At 67.9% G+C, this 19,011-nt stretch carries 18 protein-coding genes and 1 pseudogene; 4 read left to right on the top strand and 15 right to left on the bottom strand.

The window, feature by feature from the left end; genetic code table 11:
• Nucleotides 1-5: 5 nt before the first annotated feature.
• Nucleotides 6-851, top strand: a complete 846-nt coding sequence (locus ACFQ27_RS10615) for an FTR1 family iron permease (RefSeq protein ID WP_377353573.1) — start codon at nucleotides 6-8, stop codon at nucleotides 849-851.
• Nucleotides 852-1,613: 762 nt separating this feature from the next.
• Here the strand turns inward: ACFQ27_RS10615 and ACFQ27_RS10620 are convergent.
• From ACFQ27_RS10620 to ACFQ27_RS10660, 9 genes are all read right to left on the bottom strand, one after another.
• Nucleotides 1,614-1,919 carry a copper-binding protein gene (locus tag ACFQ27_RS10620; RefSeq protein ID WP_187149127.1) on the bottom strand — a complete coding sequence of 102 codons (306 nt, stop codon included), beginning with the start codon at nucleotides 1,917-1,919 and terminating at the stop codon, nucleotides 1,614-1,616.
• A 218-nt stretch (nucleotides 1,920-2,137) separates the two neighbouring features.
• On the bottom strand, nucleotides 2,138-2,737 hold the full coding sequence (locus ACFQ27_RS10625) for a CC0125/CC1285 family lipoprotein (protein WP_041374518.1): 600 nt from the start codon (nucleotides 2,735-2,737) through the stop codon (nucleotides 2,138-2,140).
• A gap of 58 nt (nucleotides 2,738-2,795) precedes the next feature.
• Nucleotides 2,796-3,107 carry a TFIIB-type zinc ribbon-containing protein gene (locus ACFQ27_RS10630; RefSeq protein WP_041374517.1) on the bottom strand — a complete coding sequence of 104 codons (312 nt, stop codon included), beginning with the start codon at nucleotides 3,105-3,107 and terminating at the stop codon, nucleotides 2,796-2,798.
• A 43-nt stretch (nucleotides 3,108-3,150) separates the two neighbouring features.
• Nucleotides 3,151-3,633: an MgtC/SapB family protein gene (locus ACFQ27_RS10635; protein WP_012520508.1), complete on the bottom strand. Its 483-nt coding sequence runs from the start codon at nucleotides 3,631-3,633 to the stop codon at nucleotides 3,151-3,153.
• Between the two features lie 36 nt (nucleotides 3,634-3,669).
• Nucleotides 3,670-4,089 (bottom strand): flagellar basal body rod protein FlgC, encoded by a 420-nt coding sequence (flgC, locus tag ACFQ27_RS10640; protein WP_148217051.1) that lies wholly within the window; start codon nucleotides 4,087-4,089, stop codon nucleotides 3,670-3,672.
• Nucleotides 4,090-4,703: 614 nt separating this feature from the next.
• The gene (locus ACFQ27_RS10645; RefSeq protein WP_377353575.1) at nucleotides 4,704-5,141 is read right to left on the bottom strand and encodes a hypothetical protein; all 438 of its coding nucleotides are present in this window, start codon (nucleotides 5,139-5,141) and stop codon (nucleotides 4,704-4,706) included.
• A 571-nt stretch (nucleotides 5,142-5,712) separates the two neighbouring features.
• Nucleotides 5,713-6,603, bottom strand: coding sequence for a diacylglycerol/lipid kinase family protein (locus ACFQ27_RS10650; protein WP_049758527.1), 891 nt, complete (start codon nucleotides 6,601-6,603; stop codon nucleotides 5,713-5,715).
• 369 nt (nucleotides 6,604-6,972) lie between these two features.
• Complete coding sequence (locus ACFQ27_RS10655; protein ID WP_012520505.1) at nucleotides 6,973-7,317, bottom strand: lipoprotein; 345 nt, start codon at nucleotides 7,315-7,317, stop codon at nucleotides 6,973-6,975.
• Between the two features lie 446 nt (nucleotides 7,318-7,763).
• Nucleotides 7,764-8,108 carry an SRPBCC family protein gene (locus ACFQ27_RS10660; protein WP_041374516.1) on the bottom strand — a complete coding sequence of 115 codons (345 nt, stop codon included), beginning with the start codon at nucleotides 8,106-8,108 and terminating at the stop codon, nucleotides 7,764-7,766.
• A 395-nt stretch (nucleotides 8,109-8,503) separates the two neighbouring features.
• Between ACFQ27_RS10660 and ACFQ27_RS10665 the strand changes: the two genes are divergently transcribed.
• Together ACFQ27_RS10665 and ACFQ27_RS10670 are read left to right on the top strand one after the other, a co-directional pair.
• Nucleotides 8,504-8,719, top strand: a complete 216-nt coding sequence (locus ACFQ27_RS10665; RefSeq protein WP_041374515.1) for a hypothetical protein — start codon at nucleotides 8,504-8,506, stop codon at nucleotides 8,717-8,719.
• A gap of 306 nt (nucleotides 8,720-9,025) precedes the next feature.
• Nucleotides 9,026-9,622, top strand: coding sequence for a CC0125/CC1285 family lipoprotein (locus ACFQ27_RS10670; RefSeq protein ID WP_012520503.1), 597 nt, complete (start codon nucleotides 9,026-9,028; stop codon nucleotides 9,620-9,622).
• Between the two features lie 99 nt (nucleotides 9,623-9,721).
• Here the strand turns inward: ACFQ27_RS10670 and ACFQ27_RS10675 are convergent, their stop codons facing one another.
• From ACFQ27_RS10675 to ACFQ27_RS10685, 3 genes are all read right to left on the bottom strand, one after another.
• Nucleotides 9,722-10,615 carry a cation diffusion facilitator family transporter gene (locus ACFQ27_RS10675; protein ID WP_012520502.1) on the bottom strand — a complete coding sequence of 298 codons (894 nt, stop codon included), beginning with the start codon at nucleotides 10,613-10,615 and terminating at the stop codon, nucleotides 9,722-9,724.
• A 650-nt stretch (nucleotides 10,616-11,265) separates the two neighbouring features.
• Complete coding sequence (locus ACFQ27_RS10680) at nucleotides 11,266-11,619, bottom strand: TFIIB-type zinc ribbon-containing protein (RefSeq protein WP_012520500.1); 354 nt, start codon at nucleotides 11,617-11,619, stop codon at nucleotides 11,266-11,268.
• 61 nt (nucleotides 11,620-11,680) lie between these two features.
• Nucleotides 11,681-12,040, bottom strand: a complete 360-nt coding sequence (locus tag ACFQ27_RS10685; protein WP_083771055.1) for a hypothetical protein — start codon at nucleotides 12,038-12,040, stop codon at nucleotides 11,681-11,683.
• 1,163 nt (nucleotides 12,041-13,203) lie between these two features.
• On the opposite strand from ACFQ27_RS10685, the gene ACFQ27_RS10690 reads away from it, so the two are divergent.
• Nucleotides 13,204-13,704, top strand: a complete 501-nt coding sequence (locus ACFQ27_RS10690; protein ID WP_012520498.1) for an SRPBCC domain-containing protein — start codon at nucleotides 13,204-13,206, stop codon at nucleotides 13,702-13,704.
• Nucleotides 13,705-13,771: 67 nt separating this feature from the next.
• On the opposite strand, the gene ACFQ27_RS10695 is transcribed toward ACFQ27_RS10690, so the two are convergent.
• The 3 genes and pseudogenes from ACFQ27_RS10695 to ACFQ27_RS10705 all read right to left on the bottom strand — a co-directional run.
• Nucleotides 13,772-14,578 carry a universal stress protein gene (locus tag ACFQ27_RS10695; RefSeq protein WP_377353576.1) on the bottom strand — a complete coding sequence of 269 codons (807 nt, stop codon included), beginning with the start codon at nucleotides 14,576-14,578 and terminating at the stop codon, nucleotides 13,772-13,774.
• A 355-nt stretch (nucleotides 14,579-14,933) separates the two neighbouring features.
• Nucleotides 14,934-18,168, bottom strand: a pseudogene (locus tag ACFQ27_RS10700) (efflux RND transporter permease subunit); the annotation flags it as partial.
• A 33-nt stretch (nucleotides 18,169-18,201) separates the two neighbouring features.
• On the bottom strand, nucleotides 18,202-19,011 hold an 810-nt coding region (locus tag ACFQ27_RS10705), incomplete at its 5' end, for an efflux RND transporter periplasmic adaptor subunit (RefSeq protein WP_377353577.1).

The following is a 19,011-nucleotide window of genomic DNA, read 5'->3' on the forward strand; positions in this document are numbered from 1 at the left end:
AGGCCTTGTTCGATGAGGCCGCTCGCGCGCTCGCGCCGGAGCAGGCCAGCGCCGCCTCGAGCTTCCTGGGCGCCTTCACCATTCTGCTGCGCGAAGGCGTCGAGGCGCTGCTGATCGTGATCGCCATGATCGCCTTCCTGCGGAAGGCCGAGCGCCAGGACGTGCTTGCCTATGTGCATGGTGGCTGGATCACGGCGCTCGTGGCGGGCGGGCTCACCTGGGCGGCCGCGACCTACCTGATCTCGATCAGCGGGGCGAGCCGTGAGCTCACCGAGGGGTTCGGCTCGCTGGTCTCGGCAGTCGTGCTGATCTCGGTGGGCGTCTGGATGCACGGGAAGGCGCAAGCCGGCGCCTGGCAGGCCTACATTCGCGACAAGCTGTCGGCGGCGCTCTCGAAGCGGTCGGCCTGGTTCCTGTTCCTGCTGGCCTTCATCGTTGTCTACCGGGAGGTCTTCGAGACCATCCTCTTCTACGCCGCCCTCTGGAGCCAAGGTGGTCAGCTCGCCATGCTGTCGGGCGCCGCTCTGGCCGTGGCCAGCCTGGCGGTGATCGCCTGGGCGCTCCTAACCTACAGCAAACGCCTGCCCGTCGCGCAGTTCTTCTCCTACAGCTCGATCCTGATCGCGGTGCTGGCTGTCGTGCTCACCGGCAAGGGCGTCGCGGGGCTGCAGGAGGCGGGGATGCTGGACGTGCGGCCCCTGGCCGCCCTGCCCCGCATCGAGGTGCTCGGTGTCTTCCCGACCTGGGAAGGGCTCATGGCCCAGCTCCTGACGCTGACGGCGGTAGTGGTTGGGTTCTGGGCGGCGGGCCGGCGCGCCCAGGCTGCGGCCCGCCTGCGGGTCGATCCTTGATGATCGAGCGCAAGGAGCAGGGCTGGCGGCCGAGTCCTCAGACCCGCGACTTGAATGGGGCGGCTGATCGGAGCCCGCCTTAGCCAACCGCCACGTTCAAGTCGGGCCTCGGGTGATCGCGTAGCTTCCTCCCTGCTACAGGTCGAGGGAGCTTTCATGCTTAGGGTTTTGCGGGCGGCGTACGCCCCGCGTTCATGTTCGGGTTCATCGGCGCCGCGCTGGCGCTCGTTGCGAGCGGCCTGCCCTTGGCTTGGCTCGCCGCACTTCTGGGCGCCGCCAGCGACAGCCGCGCCCGGGTGGACGACATCTGGCGGCCTATGACGCTGAGCCGAACAACTTGAGCAGGAGCACAAAGACAAGCGCGGCGGCCGGTAGGATCGCGAGCCGGATCCAGGGGTTCAGGTGCCTGAGGTGTTTCATTTGTCGCCCTGTTGACCGCGAGCGGGCACCACCTGCGGCCTCCGCCATCCGAACGTCACGATCGCGGTTCCGTCGGCGTCGCCTGGCGTTGGTCGCGATCGCGGGCGTCAATCGTCTCCATACCCGGCGACGGCTTCGGCGTCGGGCTTGGACTTTCGCCGGGAGCGCCCCACATCGGGCCGGGTCGACTTGCGGGGCCCATCTTTCCGCAGGCGCTGAGCGCCAGGGCGACGGCCAGAAGGCAGGCGGCCTGGAGCGGCTTGCGTCGTAGGTGGTTCATTCGCATCTCCGTTGCCGAACGATTGGGGGCGGTCGGGCCGCGCGGCCCGCTGTCGTGAACGGTCATGGCCGAGGCCGCGGGACGACGTTGGCCGATGGGCTTGGATCGGCGACGTCAGGGGCGCGGACCTCAGGTCCCGCGACCATCCGCGGCGAGAACGGCCTGAGGTCGGCGATCTGCTGGCTCTCGAGACGGAAGCGGACCTTGTCGCCGGGCGCCACGCCGGCGAGGAGCGACGACTTGGCGACGCCGAACGGCTTCGTCCCACCCGGCCAATTCAGGCTCTCGATCGGCTCATAGGCGATGGTGACCCGCCCCGCCTCTACATCAAGGGTCTGTACGACCCCGACCGCCACTACATCGCTCATCTTGAAGGGGGCCTGTGGCGGGGGCGGCGGACTGCGCACGTGCGTCGACGGACGACTCGGCGCCCGGGAGACCGGCGGTGGGCGCCCCTGGCCGGGGCGACCATTTGTACCGCGGCCGTATTGGGCGAGGGCCGGCGTCGCCGCCATGAGCGCCACCAGCAGGAGGGGGGCGACCGAGTGCCGAGTGGGCGCCGCGATCGACGGCATCGGGAGGCGGATCATGACGTCGCCGCGGGCCGCCGGATGAGCGGCTCTAGGTTCTGCTGGACCGCGCGGGCGTCGAAGGCGCGCGGATCGCCGGCTGGCTTCAAGCCCCGCCGCAGCAGGATTTCCGCCGTGGCGGTGAACCGCTCGACGGTGCGGACATCGAGCCCACTGGCCCACCCCGGATAGAGGCCCCCGCCGGGACCGAAGCCGTGCAACCCCGCATGTCCGAACCCGTGGCGTCCGCCGTGCCCCAGTCCGTGGCCGAACCCATGGCCCCAGCCTCCGAAGGCCGAAACGCCCCCGTAGCCGCTGACGGCGGAGGCGTAGGCCTTGCGGTCTGTGGCCCGGTCGGCGAGCTCGAACCAGTCATACCCGCGCGCGAGGGTGAGCTCTGCGGCTCGATAGAGCAGTCCCACCTCCACGGTCTCGCGGGAGGTAAGGGTGTTGCCGGCAAAGGAGACGCGGAGACGGTCGGGCTCCACCTGGGTGTCCGTGTAGCCGCCGCTCACTGGCCCACGGCTGACCTGCGGCTGATAGGGGGTGACCGTGGCGCAGCTCGCGAGCAGCGCGGCGCCGGCCACAAGCGACAGAAGTCGAAGAGGGTGTGTCATGTTGCATCTCCGCGCTGGCGCGGAGCTCCTGTGGAGGGGGACTGAGGACGGGCGAGTGTCAGTCGAAGACATCGAAGATGCTCCGACGGCGGCCATGCTTGCCGTAGCCGCCGCCATGACCGCCGCCGTGGCTGTCGCGGCCCCGGTCGTGATCGCCATGGCCGCCACGACGCGAGTCATACCGCTCCGGCGGGGGCTGTCGCGCCACCGGCGCCACGTCGGCCTCGGCGCGGGCGTCGGCTAGGAGCTTCTCAAGCTCGCCGCGATCCAGCCAGACGCCCCGGCAGGTGGGGCACATGTCGAACTGAACGCCATCGCGGGCGATGACCTCCATCGCGGCGTTGTCGTTGGGACACATCATCAAGGGCATGGAGCCTCCAGGCGCCGAGGCGCGTTGCACGGGTTGGGGGATGTCACCGCCGGGTCTCCGCAGCGTCGGCGGGGTCGCGCTGGGCGAACTTTTTGATGGGCTTGAGGCCGCGCATGGTGAGGAAGGCGGCGAGGGCCAGGATGGCGGCGATGTCGAACAGGCCATAGCCCACCGCCGCGCCGATCGCGCCCGTCACCCATAGGCCCGCCGCCGTGGCGGTGCCGTCCGCATGGCCGCGGTACTTCAGGATCGCTCCGCCACCGATGAAACCGACGCCGGTGATCAGGCCCTCCATGACCCGGCCTTGGGCCTCGCTCTCGCGCCCCAGCACGCTGACCGCCACGATCACGAAGCCGCAGGCCGCCATGGCCACCAGCGGAAAAGTCCGCAGCCCGGCACTGCGTTCGTGACGTTCGTTGTAGAGGCCGATCGGCAGGGCCAGGAGGAAAGCCAGGCCCAGATCGGCCAAGTGGCGCACGACCGCGCCCGGATCGGCGAGGCCCCAGGCGGAGAGCCAATCAACCATGGGCGGACCGCCGGTCAGACCTTTGCGGGGGCGGTTTCACTTGGACTGCAGCAGGCGCATGGTGCTCTGCTCCATCGCGTGGGAGGTGTCGATGACGTTGAGGTTGGCCTCGTAGGCGCGCTGCGCCGCCTTGAAGTCGAGGGACTCGACTAGGGTCTCGACATTCGAGAGCGTCACGTAGCCGCTCGGATCTGCGGCCGGATGGCCCGGGCTATACTCCTTCTTGAACGCCGTCGGATCGGGTTCGGTCCGGACCAGCTGGACGCTCACGGACCCATCCTCCAGCTTGAGCGGCGCGAAGATCGGCATCTGGCGTCGGTAGGGGTCGCCGCCCGGGGTGGCAGCGGTGGTCTGAGAGTTCGCGATATTCTCCGCGATAATCCGCATCCGCGCCTGCTGGGCGCGGAGCGCCATCGCCGCGATCGCCATCGGACCGCCTTCACCAAGCTTGGTCATGAGCAACTCCTGGGGTGTCGTCCTCTCGGACTCGGCTGAAATGGGAGGTTGGGGGCGCCGCCGGTAATGACGCGCCACCGTCGGGTGATCGGCGGGGCGCATTCGGGACGGGGACCGGCCCGCCCGCCGCCGGCAAAGCCCTCTCGAGGCGGGCTGCTTGCAGTTGACTCCTCCTCCGCGGGCCAGGGTCACCCGTTGCGAAAGGAGGCCTAATGGTGTGCGCCGGCTTGGGCGGCTTTCGCCGTCATGCCGGCGCGTCCGGTCGCCTCCGTGATGGGTGGGGGGCGACGACCGGAACCGACATTCGAGCTGGGCCCCTCGAACGGAAGGAGGACGGGGAAAAGGGTAACGCCGGCGTGGCGTCGGGAGTGACACGCCGGCGCACCCAGCCAGGCCTGGCGAATAGGCAACGACCTGGTTGGACTGCGCTGCGCCGCCCGGTGGAGTTCGGGAGCGGAGAATGGTTCGATGCACGACGCAGCGCCGCACACCCAAGGGTGGGCGGCACGAGAAGCGACCGCGCGACACGGCCTGCGGCGACTGTCGGGGCACAGCTTTGACATCCCTCTGCGAACAAGACCAAGGCGACGCCCGAAGGGGCGCTCAGGCTTGGCTCAGGCGCGAGGGGGACGCTCCAGGCGGTCAGGCTCGACCGGCGGCGGCGGCAGGGCGAATTCTGAGCGCCAGCGCAAGGGCTGACGCGCCACCGTCTCGGCGACCTGCATGTCGGCCGGCATCGGGGCCATGTGGCCCGCGCAGCCGCCGCAGGTCCGGGCGGGCGCCGTGATCGGGGCCCCGACATCGTCCGGTCCGCCGACGGGCGGAGCTTGGACCGAGGTTTGCAGCCCCGCCCCCTGCGTCTGTTCGACACCGACGTCAGCCGCCGGCGGGCCGGCATGCGCCAGCGGGCCACAGGAGAGGCAGGTGCCCAGCAGGCAGAGCGCGAAGACCGGTGTGAGCAGAAGCCGCAGCCACCCGTTCGCCGTCGGGCGCGACGACCGGTGCGTCCGCCAATGCGGAGCTCCTCGCGTCGTGACCGAAGCTTCGAACATGGTGGGATAGTGCCTGCATTCTCGCGCTTCGGGAAGCACGATCGAGTCGCCAACCCGCGCAGCGGGGCGGACCGAAGCGCCCCGATCACTACGTTGGCGAGCGGCCGTTGAATCTCCGGTCCGAAGTAGCCTTGCGATCAGGACCCCGGCCGCGCCTGAGCCGCCGGCACATTGGCTACGATACCGGCCTCGTTGCCCGAACTGGCCGGCGACCGCGACGAGGGGGAAGTCCGACGACGCGATGCTCCGCGCAGCCAAAGGCCAGGACGGCCACCCGCGACGTTACGCCAGCAGAAGGAGAGTTGGTCGTGCTGAAATCTAGACGCGCGGATCGTCCTGATGCTCGCCGGACTGGCAAGCGTCGTCCTGGCGGGCTGCTCGACGTGCGGCGCCGGCAGCTACGGTTCGCATGGCCGTTCCTATCCCAGCTACGGGTACAGCACGCCTTACAGCTATGTCGAGGGTCGCTACGCGACGCCTCGCGCCTACGATCGCGCCTACGATCGCGGCTACGGGTTCCGCGGCTATTCCAGGAGCCCAACGGCTTTGGCCACCTGGGCGGGCGGTGGCACTAGGCTGACCAAGCCGGCGGCGCGGGCTTCAAGGCATAGAAGGCCCCGCGAACCCGCGTGACCCGCTCAGACCGCGTGAGCGTAAACCGCTCCCCGTCCAAAATCGCGGGGATCGGCCGGCTGGAGGCGATCTCCAGGCTCTCCAAGTGCGCGAGCGTGACGGTCTCATCGGCTCGCCAGCCGCGAAACGCGGACATCACCGCCAGACGGATCGCGTCCCCCGCGCCATCGACATCGATGGCTGCGGCTTCAAGCAGCACCTCCCCGTCAGTCTCCGGCGGCGGCAACGGACAGAGCACCACAACCGCTTCGGCCTTCGAGGCGGACTTTCCCTCGAATCGGTATCTGAGTTCGGCTCCCAGCGCCTGCTTGAGGGCCGCGACCCCCTGTTCCCACGCGGCGGGCAGATCGCCATCCCGGATAGCCTCGCGGGCTTCGGCGAAGAGGGATGCGCCGCCGAACACGCCTGCGACGTAAAAGCGGTGGCCCCCCACCTGCCCGCCATGCACGGCTTGCACGATCGGCGCGGCGAGGGTGTCGGTCAGCGCTTCTCGCCAGGTACGGGCGCCGTAGAGCGCCTTGGGGAGCATGTTCATGGTCCCGCCCGGCAGTGGCATGAGCAGAGGGCCTTCGGCCTCGCACCGCTGGGCGGCCGCCCGTATGGTGCCGTCGCCGCCCAGAACGACCATTACGTCCAACCCACTTTCCGTCGCCTGGTCCAAAGCTCGATCCACCCCCTTGCCGACGACATCCCAGACTTGCACCGGCTCGACCTCGGCCGTCTCCAGGACGCTGAGGACGGCGCCGCGGGTGGAGCTGTCGCAGCTGCCACTCGAGGTGTTCAGAAGGACGCCGATCCGGAGCGAACGCAGGTCGAGGTCTGACGGCACTATGGGTCGCGATGAGACGGCGCCAGGCGGTATTTGACCTGTCAGCGCCTAGGACGGAGAGGACCTCGGTCGCAACGGCCACGGCCGAAGCGGGTTGCCGATTTTGTGCTCCGCCAGTCGTCAAAAACGCGGCGGGGGAAGCCTCGGCGTCGGCGGTGACCGCCGCCATGCCCCCTCCCCGCCGTGACGATGGTCCGATGACCTCCGCCGGGTCCGGGCGATAGGCGCCGTCCGACAGCTCCCCGTCACCAGCAGACGCCTGGCGGTCCCGTTGGGGGTCGTATGGGGGTCCATAGGCGGCGGCGCGCTCGTACTCCTTGGAGACGCTCCGCCCGCGCGGGCGGAGCGTCCCGGATCAAGCCAAACGACTTAGTGGTGGCGATCGTAACGGCCCCGGGGGGCGACATGATGGCGGTCCCGGCGAACGTGCCGGTCGTTGCGGTAGCTATAGTTGTGGGCGCGCGCGCCGTAGTGCCCGCCGTTGTAGGCTGGACCCCCATAGGCATAGCCACGACTCGTATAGGGCTGAGCGTAGCCGTATGGCGCGCCGTAGCCGCGATCGTCATAGGCTTGGCCGCGGTAGGGCTGCTGCGGGCCGTAATAGGGCTGCTGATCGTAGTAGCCTTGCTGACCGCCGTAGCCGTAGGGCTGCGCCATGGCGGCCGAGGCTCCGAGGACCGAAAGCGCCGCCGCGGCGGCAATGAGGTACTTCATGGGAACCACTCCTCTGCCGCGGGGCGAAGGCCCGCGGCGATCAGGCATCATGGACTTTGGGCCTGAACCTCTGGAGAACGCTGTGCGTCACCTCCCGTTCATCTAGCCGGATCTGAGGACTGCAGGAGGTACGACACTCAAGCATTTGGGAGATCGCCGCCAACATCTTCAACTTGAGCCTCGCCGACCTCCTCGCATACCTCGTGCGGTGAGAGATTCTGCCCGAGATAGCCTGAGGTCAGTGGCGCATTGGGGCTGCCCCGGGCAGGCCTACCGTCGCCGACCCCTCTTCGGCGGCGGGAGGTTTCGGGGCGCTCTGGATTTCCCGGCCCTCGGGGGCTTCGGCTTCGGCGCGGCCGGGGCTGCCAAGCGGTGGCGCACATCGTTGACGAAGGTTTCGAAGGGACGCTTCAACAGCCGCTGCAGCCGCCCCTCGATCACGCGACTCAAGAAGCTCTGAGCCTCAATTCCGTGGCGCAGCCGGCTGCCGTCCCCGTCGCGCTCCAGCTCGAAGCTGAGTTCGTAGCGTATAAGGCCGGGCCCCACCCGAAAGACAGCGCCAGGCTACGCCCCGGCGTCAGGCGCGTAACCTCGCACGGGAGCGCAAGCCGGCGGATCGGTCCGGCCGGGCGAGCGAGCGGAACGACATAGTCGACGGGCGCGTGGGGCTTCAGCTTGCCGGACAGCGCCAGGGCGCGTGTCCACAAGGGGTAGTTCTCGAAGCAGATGAGCAGCGCCCAAACCCGCTCCGGCGGCACGGCGACATGCGCCTCGGCGTGCATTCCCGGCATCGCTTAGCGCATCCCCGATGAGCATAGCCGTCCGGCGCCGACCACGCGGCGACGGGTCGTCTCGCGAGCGGCGCGCCCCGTCGTGAGGAAGAACATGCCCATCAAAGAGCAGACGCGCCGCCTGCGGGCAAGGCTCGGCGCCGCCTCCGGGTTTCCGATGTCGGCCGGAGTCTTCGCTCGTGGTTCGGACCGATGGAGGCGCCGACGTCGGCGCGTGTAGCAGGGACGTTTGGATCACATCACCGCCACTATTGAGGCCCAGTGGTTTTAGGCGCACACGTCGTCAACGAACCGCTCTCCATGCTCGCAGGCCGCGCCCTGTTCCCTGGCTGCGCGGTCGCGATGCACGCCATTGCCAAGTCGGATCCCCTCCTGCTCTGAACCGGAGGCAGAGTATGGCTACACAACAGATGCCCATTTCCATCGCCATCGTGCGGCACCAAGCCGGCTGGCGCGTCATCTCCGACGCCGGCTCGATGGGTAGCTACGCCTACCAGGTGGACGCCGAGGAAGCGGCTCTTAGGTTCGCCAGGGCTGCCAAAGGCGCCGGGCGGCCAGTCGAAGTGCTGCTGCAGCAAGCGGATGGAGAGCTGCGTCCATTCCCCGGATGAGCAGGTCCGAGGCTGAGGTTGCAACGGGATCCACCCGCGCCATCGACGCTCTGAGACCATCGCCAAGCTTCGGTTTTTGGAGGACAGGCAGCTGCCGACGGTACGGCGCCGAACCCGGATGCGCGCCCGGTGAGCCCTTAGGGCCATGGCCGCGATGCCGACGACACCAGCTTGACGACTTTGACCGTGACTGGACCCTCCATGGGCGTCAACCTCTCTGACAATGGCTCACGGCCTGTATCGAAAAGAACCCCATACGTGTGTACTGTCAGGCATTAGGATCGGCTGAAGGGGGCGCCTGAGTTCATGACAACGCCTAAGCCACATGCGCTCGGTGCGAAGACGCTCGTCATCCTGCTGAGCGTCGCGACCCTCAGCGCCTGTGCGACGGCGACGCCCTACCAGCCGAACCTCCCGCGCCAGAAGGCCAGCGGCGGATACTCCGAGCAGCGCCTGGAACCGAACCGTTGGCGAGTGACGTTTGCCGGCAACAGCCTGACGTCCCGGGAGACGGTGGAGAGCTACCTCCTGTTCCGGGCGGCTGAACTCACTCAGGCGCAAGGCTACGACTGGTTCGCCATCGCCGATCGCAGAACGGACAGGCAGACCCGCAGCTATTTGCAGACCGACCCATTCTATGGGTCGTGGTACGGGTCTCACTTTGGACACTTCGCGCCGACGTGGCGCTATCATGGAGGCCACGGCTGGAGCACCTGGCATCCTCACATGGGCAGCCCATTCTTCGCCAGCCGCATCGACGTGCAGACCATCCAGAAGTTCGAGGCCACTGCTGAGATCGTCATGGGTCGCGGCGCGAAGCCCGTGGACGATCCGACGGCCTTCGATGCGCGCGCGGTCCAGGAGAACCTCCGCCCCAGAATCCTGAGCCCGGCGCCCGAGTAGGTTCGCGGTGGAACACCGGGGTCTGCTCTAGCCGCTCTATCTCGCACGGCACATGTGGCATCCCCGTTGACGGCTCCCAAAGGATTCGCCCCGGCTGGCCTACAGGTGCGCGATAGCTGCATCCTCACAGGGGATGCGCTCTGTCTGCAGCGTGATGTGTTCGAGTTGGTAATCGTCGCGCAGACGCGACGAGACAGCCAGGCGGACGTCTTCAGCCTCCGCACCATCCACCAGCACCACGTGGGCCGAAGCGCTCGTCTGGTCCGCACCAGTGACCCAGACGTGCAGGTCATGAACGCCTGCGACGCCCGGCGTTCCAGCGATCGCCTTGCGGATTTCGGCAAGCACCACACCGCGGGGCGCACTCTCAAGCAGGATGTTCGTGCTGTCGCGCAGCAGAATCCAGGTGCGCGGCAGCACCCAAAGTCCGATCGCGATGGCGACGATCGGATCGACCCACGGCCAACCGGTCACGCGGATCACAACGGCCCCGACAATGACGCCGAGCGAGCCGAGCATGTCGGCCCAGACCTCCAGATAGGCGCCCTTCACGTTTAGACTCTTGTCCTTGCCGCCCGATAGTAGGCGCATCGACACCAAGTTGATCACGAGGCCCAGAATGGCGACGATCAGCATGCCGGTCGATTGCACCGCCTCGGGTTCCAGGATCCGCCGGATCCCCTCGACCAGCACATAGATCGCTACGCCGAACAGCAGGATCGCGTTGAATGCGGCGGCCAGGATCTCGAATCGCCGGTAGCCGAAGGTGCGGCGATCATCGGGCTTGCGCGAGCCGATCCGAATGGCGGCCAAGGCGATCGCGAGCGCTGCGGCATCGGTGAACATGTGCGCCGCGTCCGAGAGCAGCGCCAGGCTGTTGAAGACGAAGCCCGCCACCACTTCGGCGATCAGGAAGGTGCTGGTCAGCGCCAAAGCGATCGCCAGCCTACGGCTGTTGGTGTTCGCGCCCGCGTGGTCGTGTCCGGCACCCATGGATCTTGCTCTCGGTTGATCGCAGCTGCAGCGCAGCTGATGAACGCGCGAATCGCGCTGGTGGGGTCAACCTAACTCTGCCCGCCATCGCGGTTGGAAGATGACCCGAGCGGCGGACATCTGAACGAGTCGTTTCCTGCTACGTTACGCCGCGAGGAAGGAGAACGCGTCATGCTAAGGAGAAGACGCTTCACAATCGGACCCGTGTTCGTTGCCGGACTGGCAGGTCTCGCCTTGGCCGGGTGCTCGACCTACGGCGCGGGCGACTACGGCTACCACGGTTCCTCGCACCCCAACTACGGCTACGTTGCGCCCTACAGCTATGGCCGAGGCGCGATCTACGTGACGCCGCGGGCCTACGACCGTGGCCATTACGCCGGCTATAATCGGTACGGCTCGCGCGGATATCCCAGCGGCCACAACGGCTTCGGACATCTCGGGGGGCGCCGACACTAGAGGCGTCGAGAAGCGTGCTGGCATCAGAGCCAAGAAGGCCTCGCGACCCCGAGCCACCTTCTCTGACCGGGAGAGGGTGAACCGCTCTTCATCCAGGATCGCCGGAGTGGGCTGGTTCGAGGCGATCTCGAAGCCTAGGTGACTGCTTGATCTGCGCTCGGGCAAGCGTGTCAGCCAAAGCTTCGCGCCACGCCCTAGTCGTCGAAGAGGCCGCCGAGAAAGCCGCGCCGCCGGCCGTGGCCGCCTCCGTGGCGACCCCCGCCATGGTGGCCTCCGCGATATTCGTCGGAATGCCCGCCATCCCACGGCTGCCCATATCCAGGCCGCGCCGCCGGCGGTTCCGGCGCCGCCTGCGAGCCGGCTTCGTAAGCGGCGCTGCGTTCGATGATCTTGTCCAGTTCGCCGCGGTCCAGCCAGACGCCACGGCACCGCGGGCAATAGTCGATCTCGACGCCCTGTCGGTCGGACATCACCAGGTCCACGCGACACGCGGGGCAAAGCAGGCCCCCTTCATGAGGGGTTATCGAAGCAGGGGTGGGATCGCTCACGGATACTCTCCTTGCAAGAGCCCCGCCCGAAGGCGGGGGTTCGGTCTCGAAGCGTCAAGGCCTAGTGATGCCGATCATGTCGTGCGCGCGGGGCGACATAGTGGCGATCTCGCCGGCCCTCCCGGCGCGAATGACGATCGTAGTGATCAGCGTACCCGTACGCTCGGGCCCCGTGGGTATCGCCATAGTAGGCGGAACGCCCATAGGCATGGGCGTTGCCTGTGTAAGTCTGGCCATAGCCGTACGGCGCCGGGGCGACGTAACCCCCGTAGTTTTGGCCATGCCCGCGATACGCCTGCTGCCCATGGTGGGCTTGTTGATCGTAGTAGTCTTGCTGACCCCGGTAGTCGTAAGGCTGGGCCACGGCGGCTGTGCCGCCAATGACCGAGAGAGCCGCGGCGGCGGCGATGAGCACCTTCATAGACCTACTCCTTTTGCCGGTGGCGAGCCCACGCGGCGATCAGGCATCGTTAGGGCACCGGCCTGAACCCACAAGGAACGCTCCTCGTCACCCCCTGTTCATCCAAGATGCAGGCCAGCGAGCTCAGCGCCTTGATCCGGCTTACCTGTGGGAGATCGCCATGCACGTCTTCAAGTTGGCGCCAGCTTATGCGCTCGCGCTTCCGCTGGGCTGGATCGGGTGCGCGCCGACCGCAGCGCCGGCGTGCGGACCTTTCTGCTGGTCGCCAGGCTCGATGGAAGGAGCCGTGTAAGACAACAACAAGCAACAGGGTCGCGCGCTCTGTCGTGTCCCTGGTCTTGGTGTCGCTCACCGGCGGTGACGAGCCGTTCGCGCCGCGCCCTCCATTAACTGTCTTCTGTCGGGGGCGCGCTCGTGGTCTTCTTGGTTGGCGCTCTTTTCGGACGAGGGGCCGAAAGCGCCGTTGCAGAGGAACTGCGCCGTGCTTCGAAACATCCGGAAACGCCTGATCCTGGCCCTGCTGGCGCTTCTGCCAGGTCTCGTTCACGCCCAGGAACCGGATGCGCTGACTTCGGTGGGCGCCACCGACCAAGGGGCGCTGGCGTTGGAGATGGAGTCAAAACACAAGCACCATGGTCATGGATACCAACGCGTCCAGGGTGTCGTGGAGTTGCGGGAGCCCGAGCTGGAGGCCGGGCGCACGATTACGAAGCTTGAGGTCACCTTCGACTTCGACTGCAAGAGCCGACAGGTCCGGACTGTGCAGACGACCCGTCGCACCTGGAGTGGCGAATACGCCGGCACGACATATAGCCGAGAAGCGTGGCGGCCCCCGGTGGCGGACGCGGAGGCCCGCGCACTACGCCTCGTCTGCCTTGCTCCAGAGGCCTCGCCAAGCGACGCCCCGGCCCCCGCTCGCTCCAGCCCGCCACCGCGGCGGTCCGGACCCCAGGTGATCATGATGCCAAAGGGATCATCTCCGAAACCTTGAGGACGACCATGCTGAGACGCCCCGACGGGCGGCCGACCACTCGAAGGTGGGCCTGCAAACCGGCAGGCGAGTTGCCGAGCCGCGAGGAGGTCGGAGACCGTTTGCCGCCTGCAGCACCATTCCCTAGAGTCGAAGCGGGTCGCACGTCGTCGTGCCGTCTGGAGTCTGGCCGATGAACGAGATCGCCTATTCGACCGAGCTGATCATCCGTCAGCCGGTGCAGGTCGTCTGGCGTCGCCTGACCAGCTTCGACGACTACCCGAGTTGGAATCCGTATCAGAAGATCGAGGGCGAGGCGAAGGAAGGCGCCAAGGTTCGTTTTTCGGTGAACTGGGGCCATGTGGCCCGGAAATCAGTCCCGGCCAGGATCACGGCGTTCGACCCGCCAAGGCGGCTGGAGTTCACCCTCGGCTGGATCGGGTTCCGGGAACGACGCTGGATCGAACTCGAGCCCGTCGAACAGGGGGTCCGTATTCGCCATGGTGTCCGCTTCACCGGCTGGCTGGCGCAGATCGCGTTCAAGCACCAGCTCAAGACCGAGCGGCTCAAACCTTACTACGAAGCGTGGGGCGCCGCCTTGGCGGGACGCGGTCGGTCTGCCGCGCCGCCGCAAGCCGGGAAGCCGTTAAACCGACGTCAGCGTCGCGCGGCGCGGAAGAAGGCCGGCGATTAGCGCGGATTCGATGGCGCTTACAGCCGTGGCGGACCGGCGAAGGGCGCAGGACACCAGCGGTCGAGCCTCAGTGCGCCAAAAGCCAGGCTATTGGCAGGCCCTGCACAAGCTCCCGCGTGACGCCGCCGAAGACCCTTTCGCTGTACCGAGGGCGGCTGTAGGCGCCGCTCACCAGGAGATCACATCCCTCGGTTTCGGCGTGCTGCAGGATCTGTGCGCAAGCGCCAGCGCCGCCCTTGGAGAGGTGAAGATGAGTTGCGGCGACCTGGTGTCGCGCCAGATGGTCGGCGACCTGCGCCAAGCGCTCACTCCTGACCTCGTCGCCGACGCCGAGGACGACGACGCGCTCGGCGCGCCTCAGAAGCGGGAGCGCCTCATGGACGGACCGCCTAGCTTCCCGGCTGTCCTTCCACGCGACCAGGACCTGCCGAAACGGGACGCGCGGCCGGCGCGATCCGATCTGCAGAACCGGCGCGCCGGAGTGGGCGGCAAGCGCCGTCGCGTCGACCCTCGCGAATTGTTCGCTCGCCGATGCGCTCAGGATCGCGAGGTCCGCTGTGAGCAGATGCTCTTTGAGGATGAGATTCGGATCGGAGATGCCCGAGCACCATTCGGTGACCACCTGGCGGCCGGCGAAGACCTCGCTATGGATCGCTTGCGTGCTCTCGAGCGCCTCGCCGAACGCCAAGGCCTGAAGCGCTGACCCGCCCGCGCTGCCAAGGAGCGCTTCGTTCAGTCGCGAAGCTTGCGGCCACGCGAACGCGGCGACCGAGAGGCGACCGCCATATGCCTCGACGAACTCGGCCGCTAGCTCCAGTGTCTGACGCACCGTCGGGCTGGGGGTCGCATCCACGACGATATCGGCATAGGTCATCGCTCGCCTCCTCAGTGCTGTCAGCATCCCGCGGCTATGCTCGGGACGTCTGCGTATACGACCGCCTGCCATCGCTCGCCTTGCGACGTGTCAACATTGCGCGGACCTCCATCGGCCTCGTCCGTGGACGCTTGTGATCGAAGCCTGGGCGTCGCAGACTCAACGAAGCAGCCAGTGAAGGCGATCCCGAGGTATGCGGCAGAAGGTCAGTCGTGGAGCCGTGCTCCTCTTCGTCTTTTCGCTCTTCGTGCTGGGCGGCGCCCTCTACCTCCTGTGGGCCAGTCCTGACGAGCATGCGCACCGCGCCGCCCGCGCCGTTTTGCCCCGATAGAGTTCTCGATCGCCCCGTGTCCGGCTTCCCAGATGAAGCCGGACACGGGGCGCGCCGGGCATCAGCGCGTGGTCGGCCGCAAGATCAGGCGACAGATGGCCGGCAGGACAAACAGGGTCAGGGCCGTCGCCGTCACCAGTCCGCCGATGACCACGGTGGCGAGCGGCCGCTGGACCTCCGCGCCCGTTTCCGTCGCAAGCGCCATCGGCACAAACCCGAGCGACGCGACGAGCCCGGTCATCAGCACCGGGCGCAGCCGCTCCATCGCCCCGTCGACGATGGCGTGATCGAGAGAGACCCCCCTCTCCAGCCGCTGCCGGATGGCTGTCATCATGACCAGGCCGTTCAGCACCGCCACCCCGGACAAGGCGATGAACCCGACCGCGGCGGAAACCGAGAACGGCATGCCCCGCGCGGCCAGGGCGAACACCCCGCCCGCCAGCGCGAGCGGAATGGCCGAGAAGACGCCGAGCGCCGGCTTCACCCCGCCTAGCGCCATGTAGAGCAGCGCGAAGATCAGCAGGAAACAGAGCGGCACGACGAGGGCCAGGCGCGCTTGCGCGGCCTTAAGGTTCTCATATTGCCCGCCCCACTCGACCCAGGCGCCGGGCGGGAGCTTGACCTCGCCTTCGACCTTCCGCTGCGCCTCGGCCACGAAGGAGCCGAGGTCGTTGCCGCGGACGTTCGCCTGCACGACGACCCGCCGCTTGCCGTTCTCGCGGCTCACCTGGTTCAGCCCCTCGGAATAGGCGAACCGCGCGACGTCGCGGAGCGGCACGGAGCGCCGGACGCCGCCGCCGTCATCCGGCAGGAGCACCGGAAGGGCGGCCACGGCCTCGAGGTCATTGCGGATGGCGTTCGGCAGACGCACGACGATGTCGAAGCGGCGGTCGCCCTGGAAGACGAGGCCGGATTCCCGGCCGCCCATGGCCACCGCGATCGTGTCGGCCACCTCCTCGACGGTGAGGCCGAGGCGGCCGATCGCGTCGCGGTCGACTGTGATATCCAGGGTCGGGAAGCCCGTCGTCTGTTCCGCCTTGACGTCGGCCGCGCCAGGCACAGTCTGGAGAACACTCGCGACCTGTTCGGCCGCTTGGGCAAGCGCATCGAGGTCGTCGCCGTAGATCTTGATCGCGACATCGCCCCGCACGCCGGCGATGAGCTCGTTGAAGCGCATCTGGATCGGCTGGGTGAACTCGAAGACGTTGCCGGTGAGGCCTTCCAGCCGCTCTTCCAGCCGCGTGACGAGTTCGGCTTTCGATTCGCCTTTGTTGGGCCACTCCTCCTGCGGCTTCAGGATGATGAAGCTGTCGGAGGCGTTCGGCGGCATCGGGTCGCTGGCCACCTCCGCCGTCCCGGTCTTGGAGTAGACATAGGCGACCTCGGGGAAGCTGGCGATCGTGCGCTCCACCTGTCGCTGCATGCGCAAGGACTGCTCCAGCGACGTGGAGGGGATGCGCAACGCCTGGACGGCCATGTCCTTCTCATCCAGCTGCGGCGCGAACTCCCGTCCCAGGAAGCTAAAGACCACGCCGGCGGCGACGAAAACCGCGGCCGCCGCCAAGATGACCGGCCAGGGACGGCTGATCGTCTTTTGCAGCAAGGGCTCGTACCGCGTCTTCGCCCAGCGGATCGGGCGAACCTCCTTCTCAGCCACCTTGCCGCGGATCAGGAGGGCGATCATCGCCGGCACGAAGGTGAGGGAGAGGACGAAGGCCGCGGCCAGGGCGAGCATCACGGTGATCGCCATCGGCGAGAAGGTCTTGCCTTCGACCCCGGTGAAGGTGAGCAGCGGCGCATAGACCAGAAGGATGATCGCCTGGCCATAGACCGTCGGCTGGATCATTTCCCGGGCAGCTTCACGCGTTTCCCCGAGGCGCTCCTGCAGGGTCAGCAGGCGCCCTTCGTGGTGCTGCCGTTCGGCCAGTCGCCGAAGGCTGTTCTCCACGATGATCACCGCGCCATCGACGATGAGCCCGAAATCGAGCGCGCCCAGGCTCATCAGGTTGCCCGAGACGCCCAGCCGGTTCATGCCGATGGCGGTCATCAGCATCGACAATGGGATCACGAGGGCGGTGATGATCGCGGCCCGGATGTTGCCGAGCAGCAGGAAGAGCACGACGATGACCAGCAAGGCGCCTTCGGCGAGATTCTTCTCGACCGTCTTGATCGTTGCGTTGACCAGCTTCGAGCGGTCGTAGACCACCTGCAGGCGCACGCCCGGCGGCATGGTCCTGGCGATCTCCTCCAGCCGCTCGGCGGAGGCCCGCGCCACCGTCCGGCTGTTCTCCCCCGTGAGCATCAGAACGGTGCCGACGACGACTTCCTCACCGTTCTCCGAGGCCGCGCCGGTGCGCAGGGCGCCGCCGATCTTGACCTCGGCCACGTCGCGCACCGCGATGGCCACGCCGCCGCGGGTCGCGACGACCGCTCGCGCGATCTCGTCGGCCGTCCGCACCCGCGCGTCGGTGCGCACGAGGAAGGCCTCGCCGGCGCGTTCGACGAAGTTCGCGCCCACTGTCAGGTTGGCGGCTTCGAGCGCCCGGGAAAGCTCGGAGAAGGAGACCCCGTAGGCGGCCAGTCGGGTCGGGTTTGGCGTGACCACGAACTGCTTGTCGTAGCCGCCAATGGAGTCCACGCCGGCGACGCCGGCGACACTTCGCATCTGCGGTCGGACAATCCAGTCCTGGACTTCGCGCAGGTAGGCGGCCTGCGCGACCGGATCGGTCAGGCGCTCGCCCGTGACGGTCAGATACGCCCCGTCGGACTGCCAGCCTGGCTGGCCATCCCGGCGCGGCGCGCCGCGGCCGCCCGGATGATCGTATTCGACGGTCCACATCAGGACCTCGCCAAGGCCGGTCGAGATCGGGCCCATCATCGGCTGGGCGCCGTCCGGAAGGCTTTCGCGAGCCTGGATCAGCCGTTCGGCGACCTGCTGGCGGGCGAAGTAGACGTCCGTGCGCTCGGTGAAGACCACGGTGACCTGGCTGAAGCCGTTGCGTGAGATCGAACGGGTGCTCTGCAGGCCCGGGATCCCCGCCATCGCGGTCTCCACGGGGTAGGTCACCAGCTTTTCGACCTCCGCCGGCGCCAGCGCCGGGGCGACCGTATTGATCTGCACCTGCTTGTTGGTGATGTCCGGCACCGCGTCGATCGGCAGGCGGACCAGATTGTAGAGCCCCAAGGCCGCCACCAGGGCGACGAGGAAGACGATGGTCCAGCGGAAGCGGACCGAAAAATCCAGGATGCGGCCGATCATGACGCCACCAGCTCCGTGTTCGAAGGGTTCGGCTTAGTGGCCATGTTCCGCCTCGCCCTTGCCGAGTTCCGCCTTCAACACGAAGGCGTTGGCTGCGGCGATCACATCGCCAGGCCGTAGGCCCTCCAGGATCTCGGCGCGTCCGCCGGTCCTCCGCCCGGCCGTGACCGGCTGCGCGCGGAAGCCCTTGGGCGTCCGGACGAAGACGACGGAGCGCCCTTCGACGGTCTGGATGGCCTCGTCCGGCACGACGATGGCGCGGGTGGCGGAACGGGCCGAGGTCATGCGGGCTTCCACGAGCTGGCCGGGCCGGAGGTCTCCGAGGGAGCCCGTCGGGGTGAGCACCACGGTGGCGGCGCGGGTCTGCTCATCGACGGCCGGCGTGATCGAACGCACGATCGCAGGAATAGCCGTCCCGCCGACGGCGCCGATGCTGGCGCGGTCGCCGGGCTGAATCCGCTGCATATCCAGCGCGGACACGGCGGCTTCGACCTGGATCCGGCTTGGATCGGCGATCCGGAAAAGCTCGGTCTCGGGCTGCACGAAGGCCCCAAGGCTGGCCGACATCCCCGTGACGCGTCCACTGATGGGGCTGATCACACGCACATAGCGGCCGTCTGCCGATATGTCGGCCGCGCCCGCGGCCGCCGCCGCGCGCCTGGCCTCGGCTTCGGCGGCCGCCAGAGACGCCTGTGCGGCCTCAAGGTCCTGCCTCGCCCCGACCTTCTGCTCATAGAGGCGCCGCTCCCGGGCGGCCACCTTGCGCGCCAGCTCAGCGCGCGCCGTCGCGGTGGCGCGCTCCGCGGCGATCTGAGCGGCTTCGCGGCTTTCGACGAGGGCCAG

It is taken from the genome of Phenylobacterium conjunctum, assembly GCF_042679085.1.
Lineage (GTDB): Bacteria > Pseudomonadota > Alphaproteobacteria > Caulobacterales > Caulobacteraceae > Phenylobacterium > Phenylobacterium conjunctum.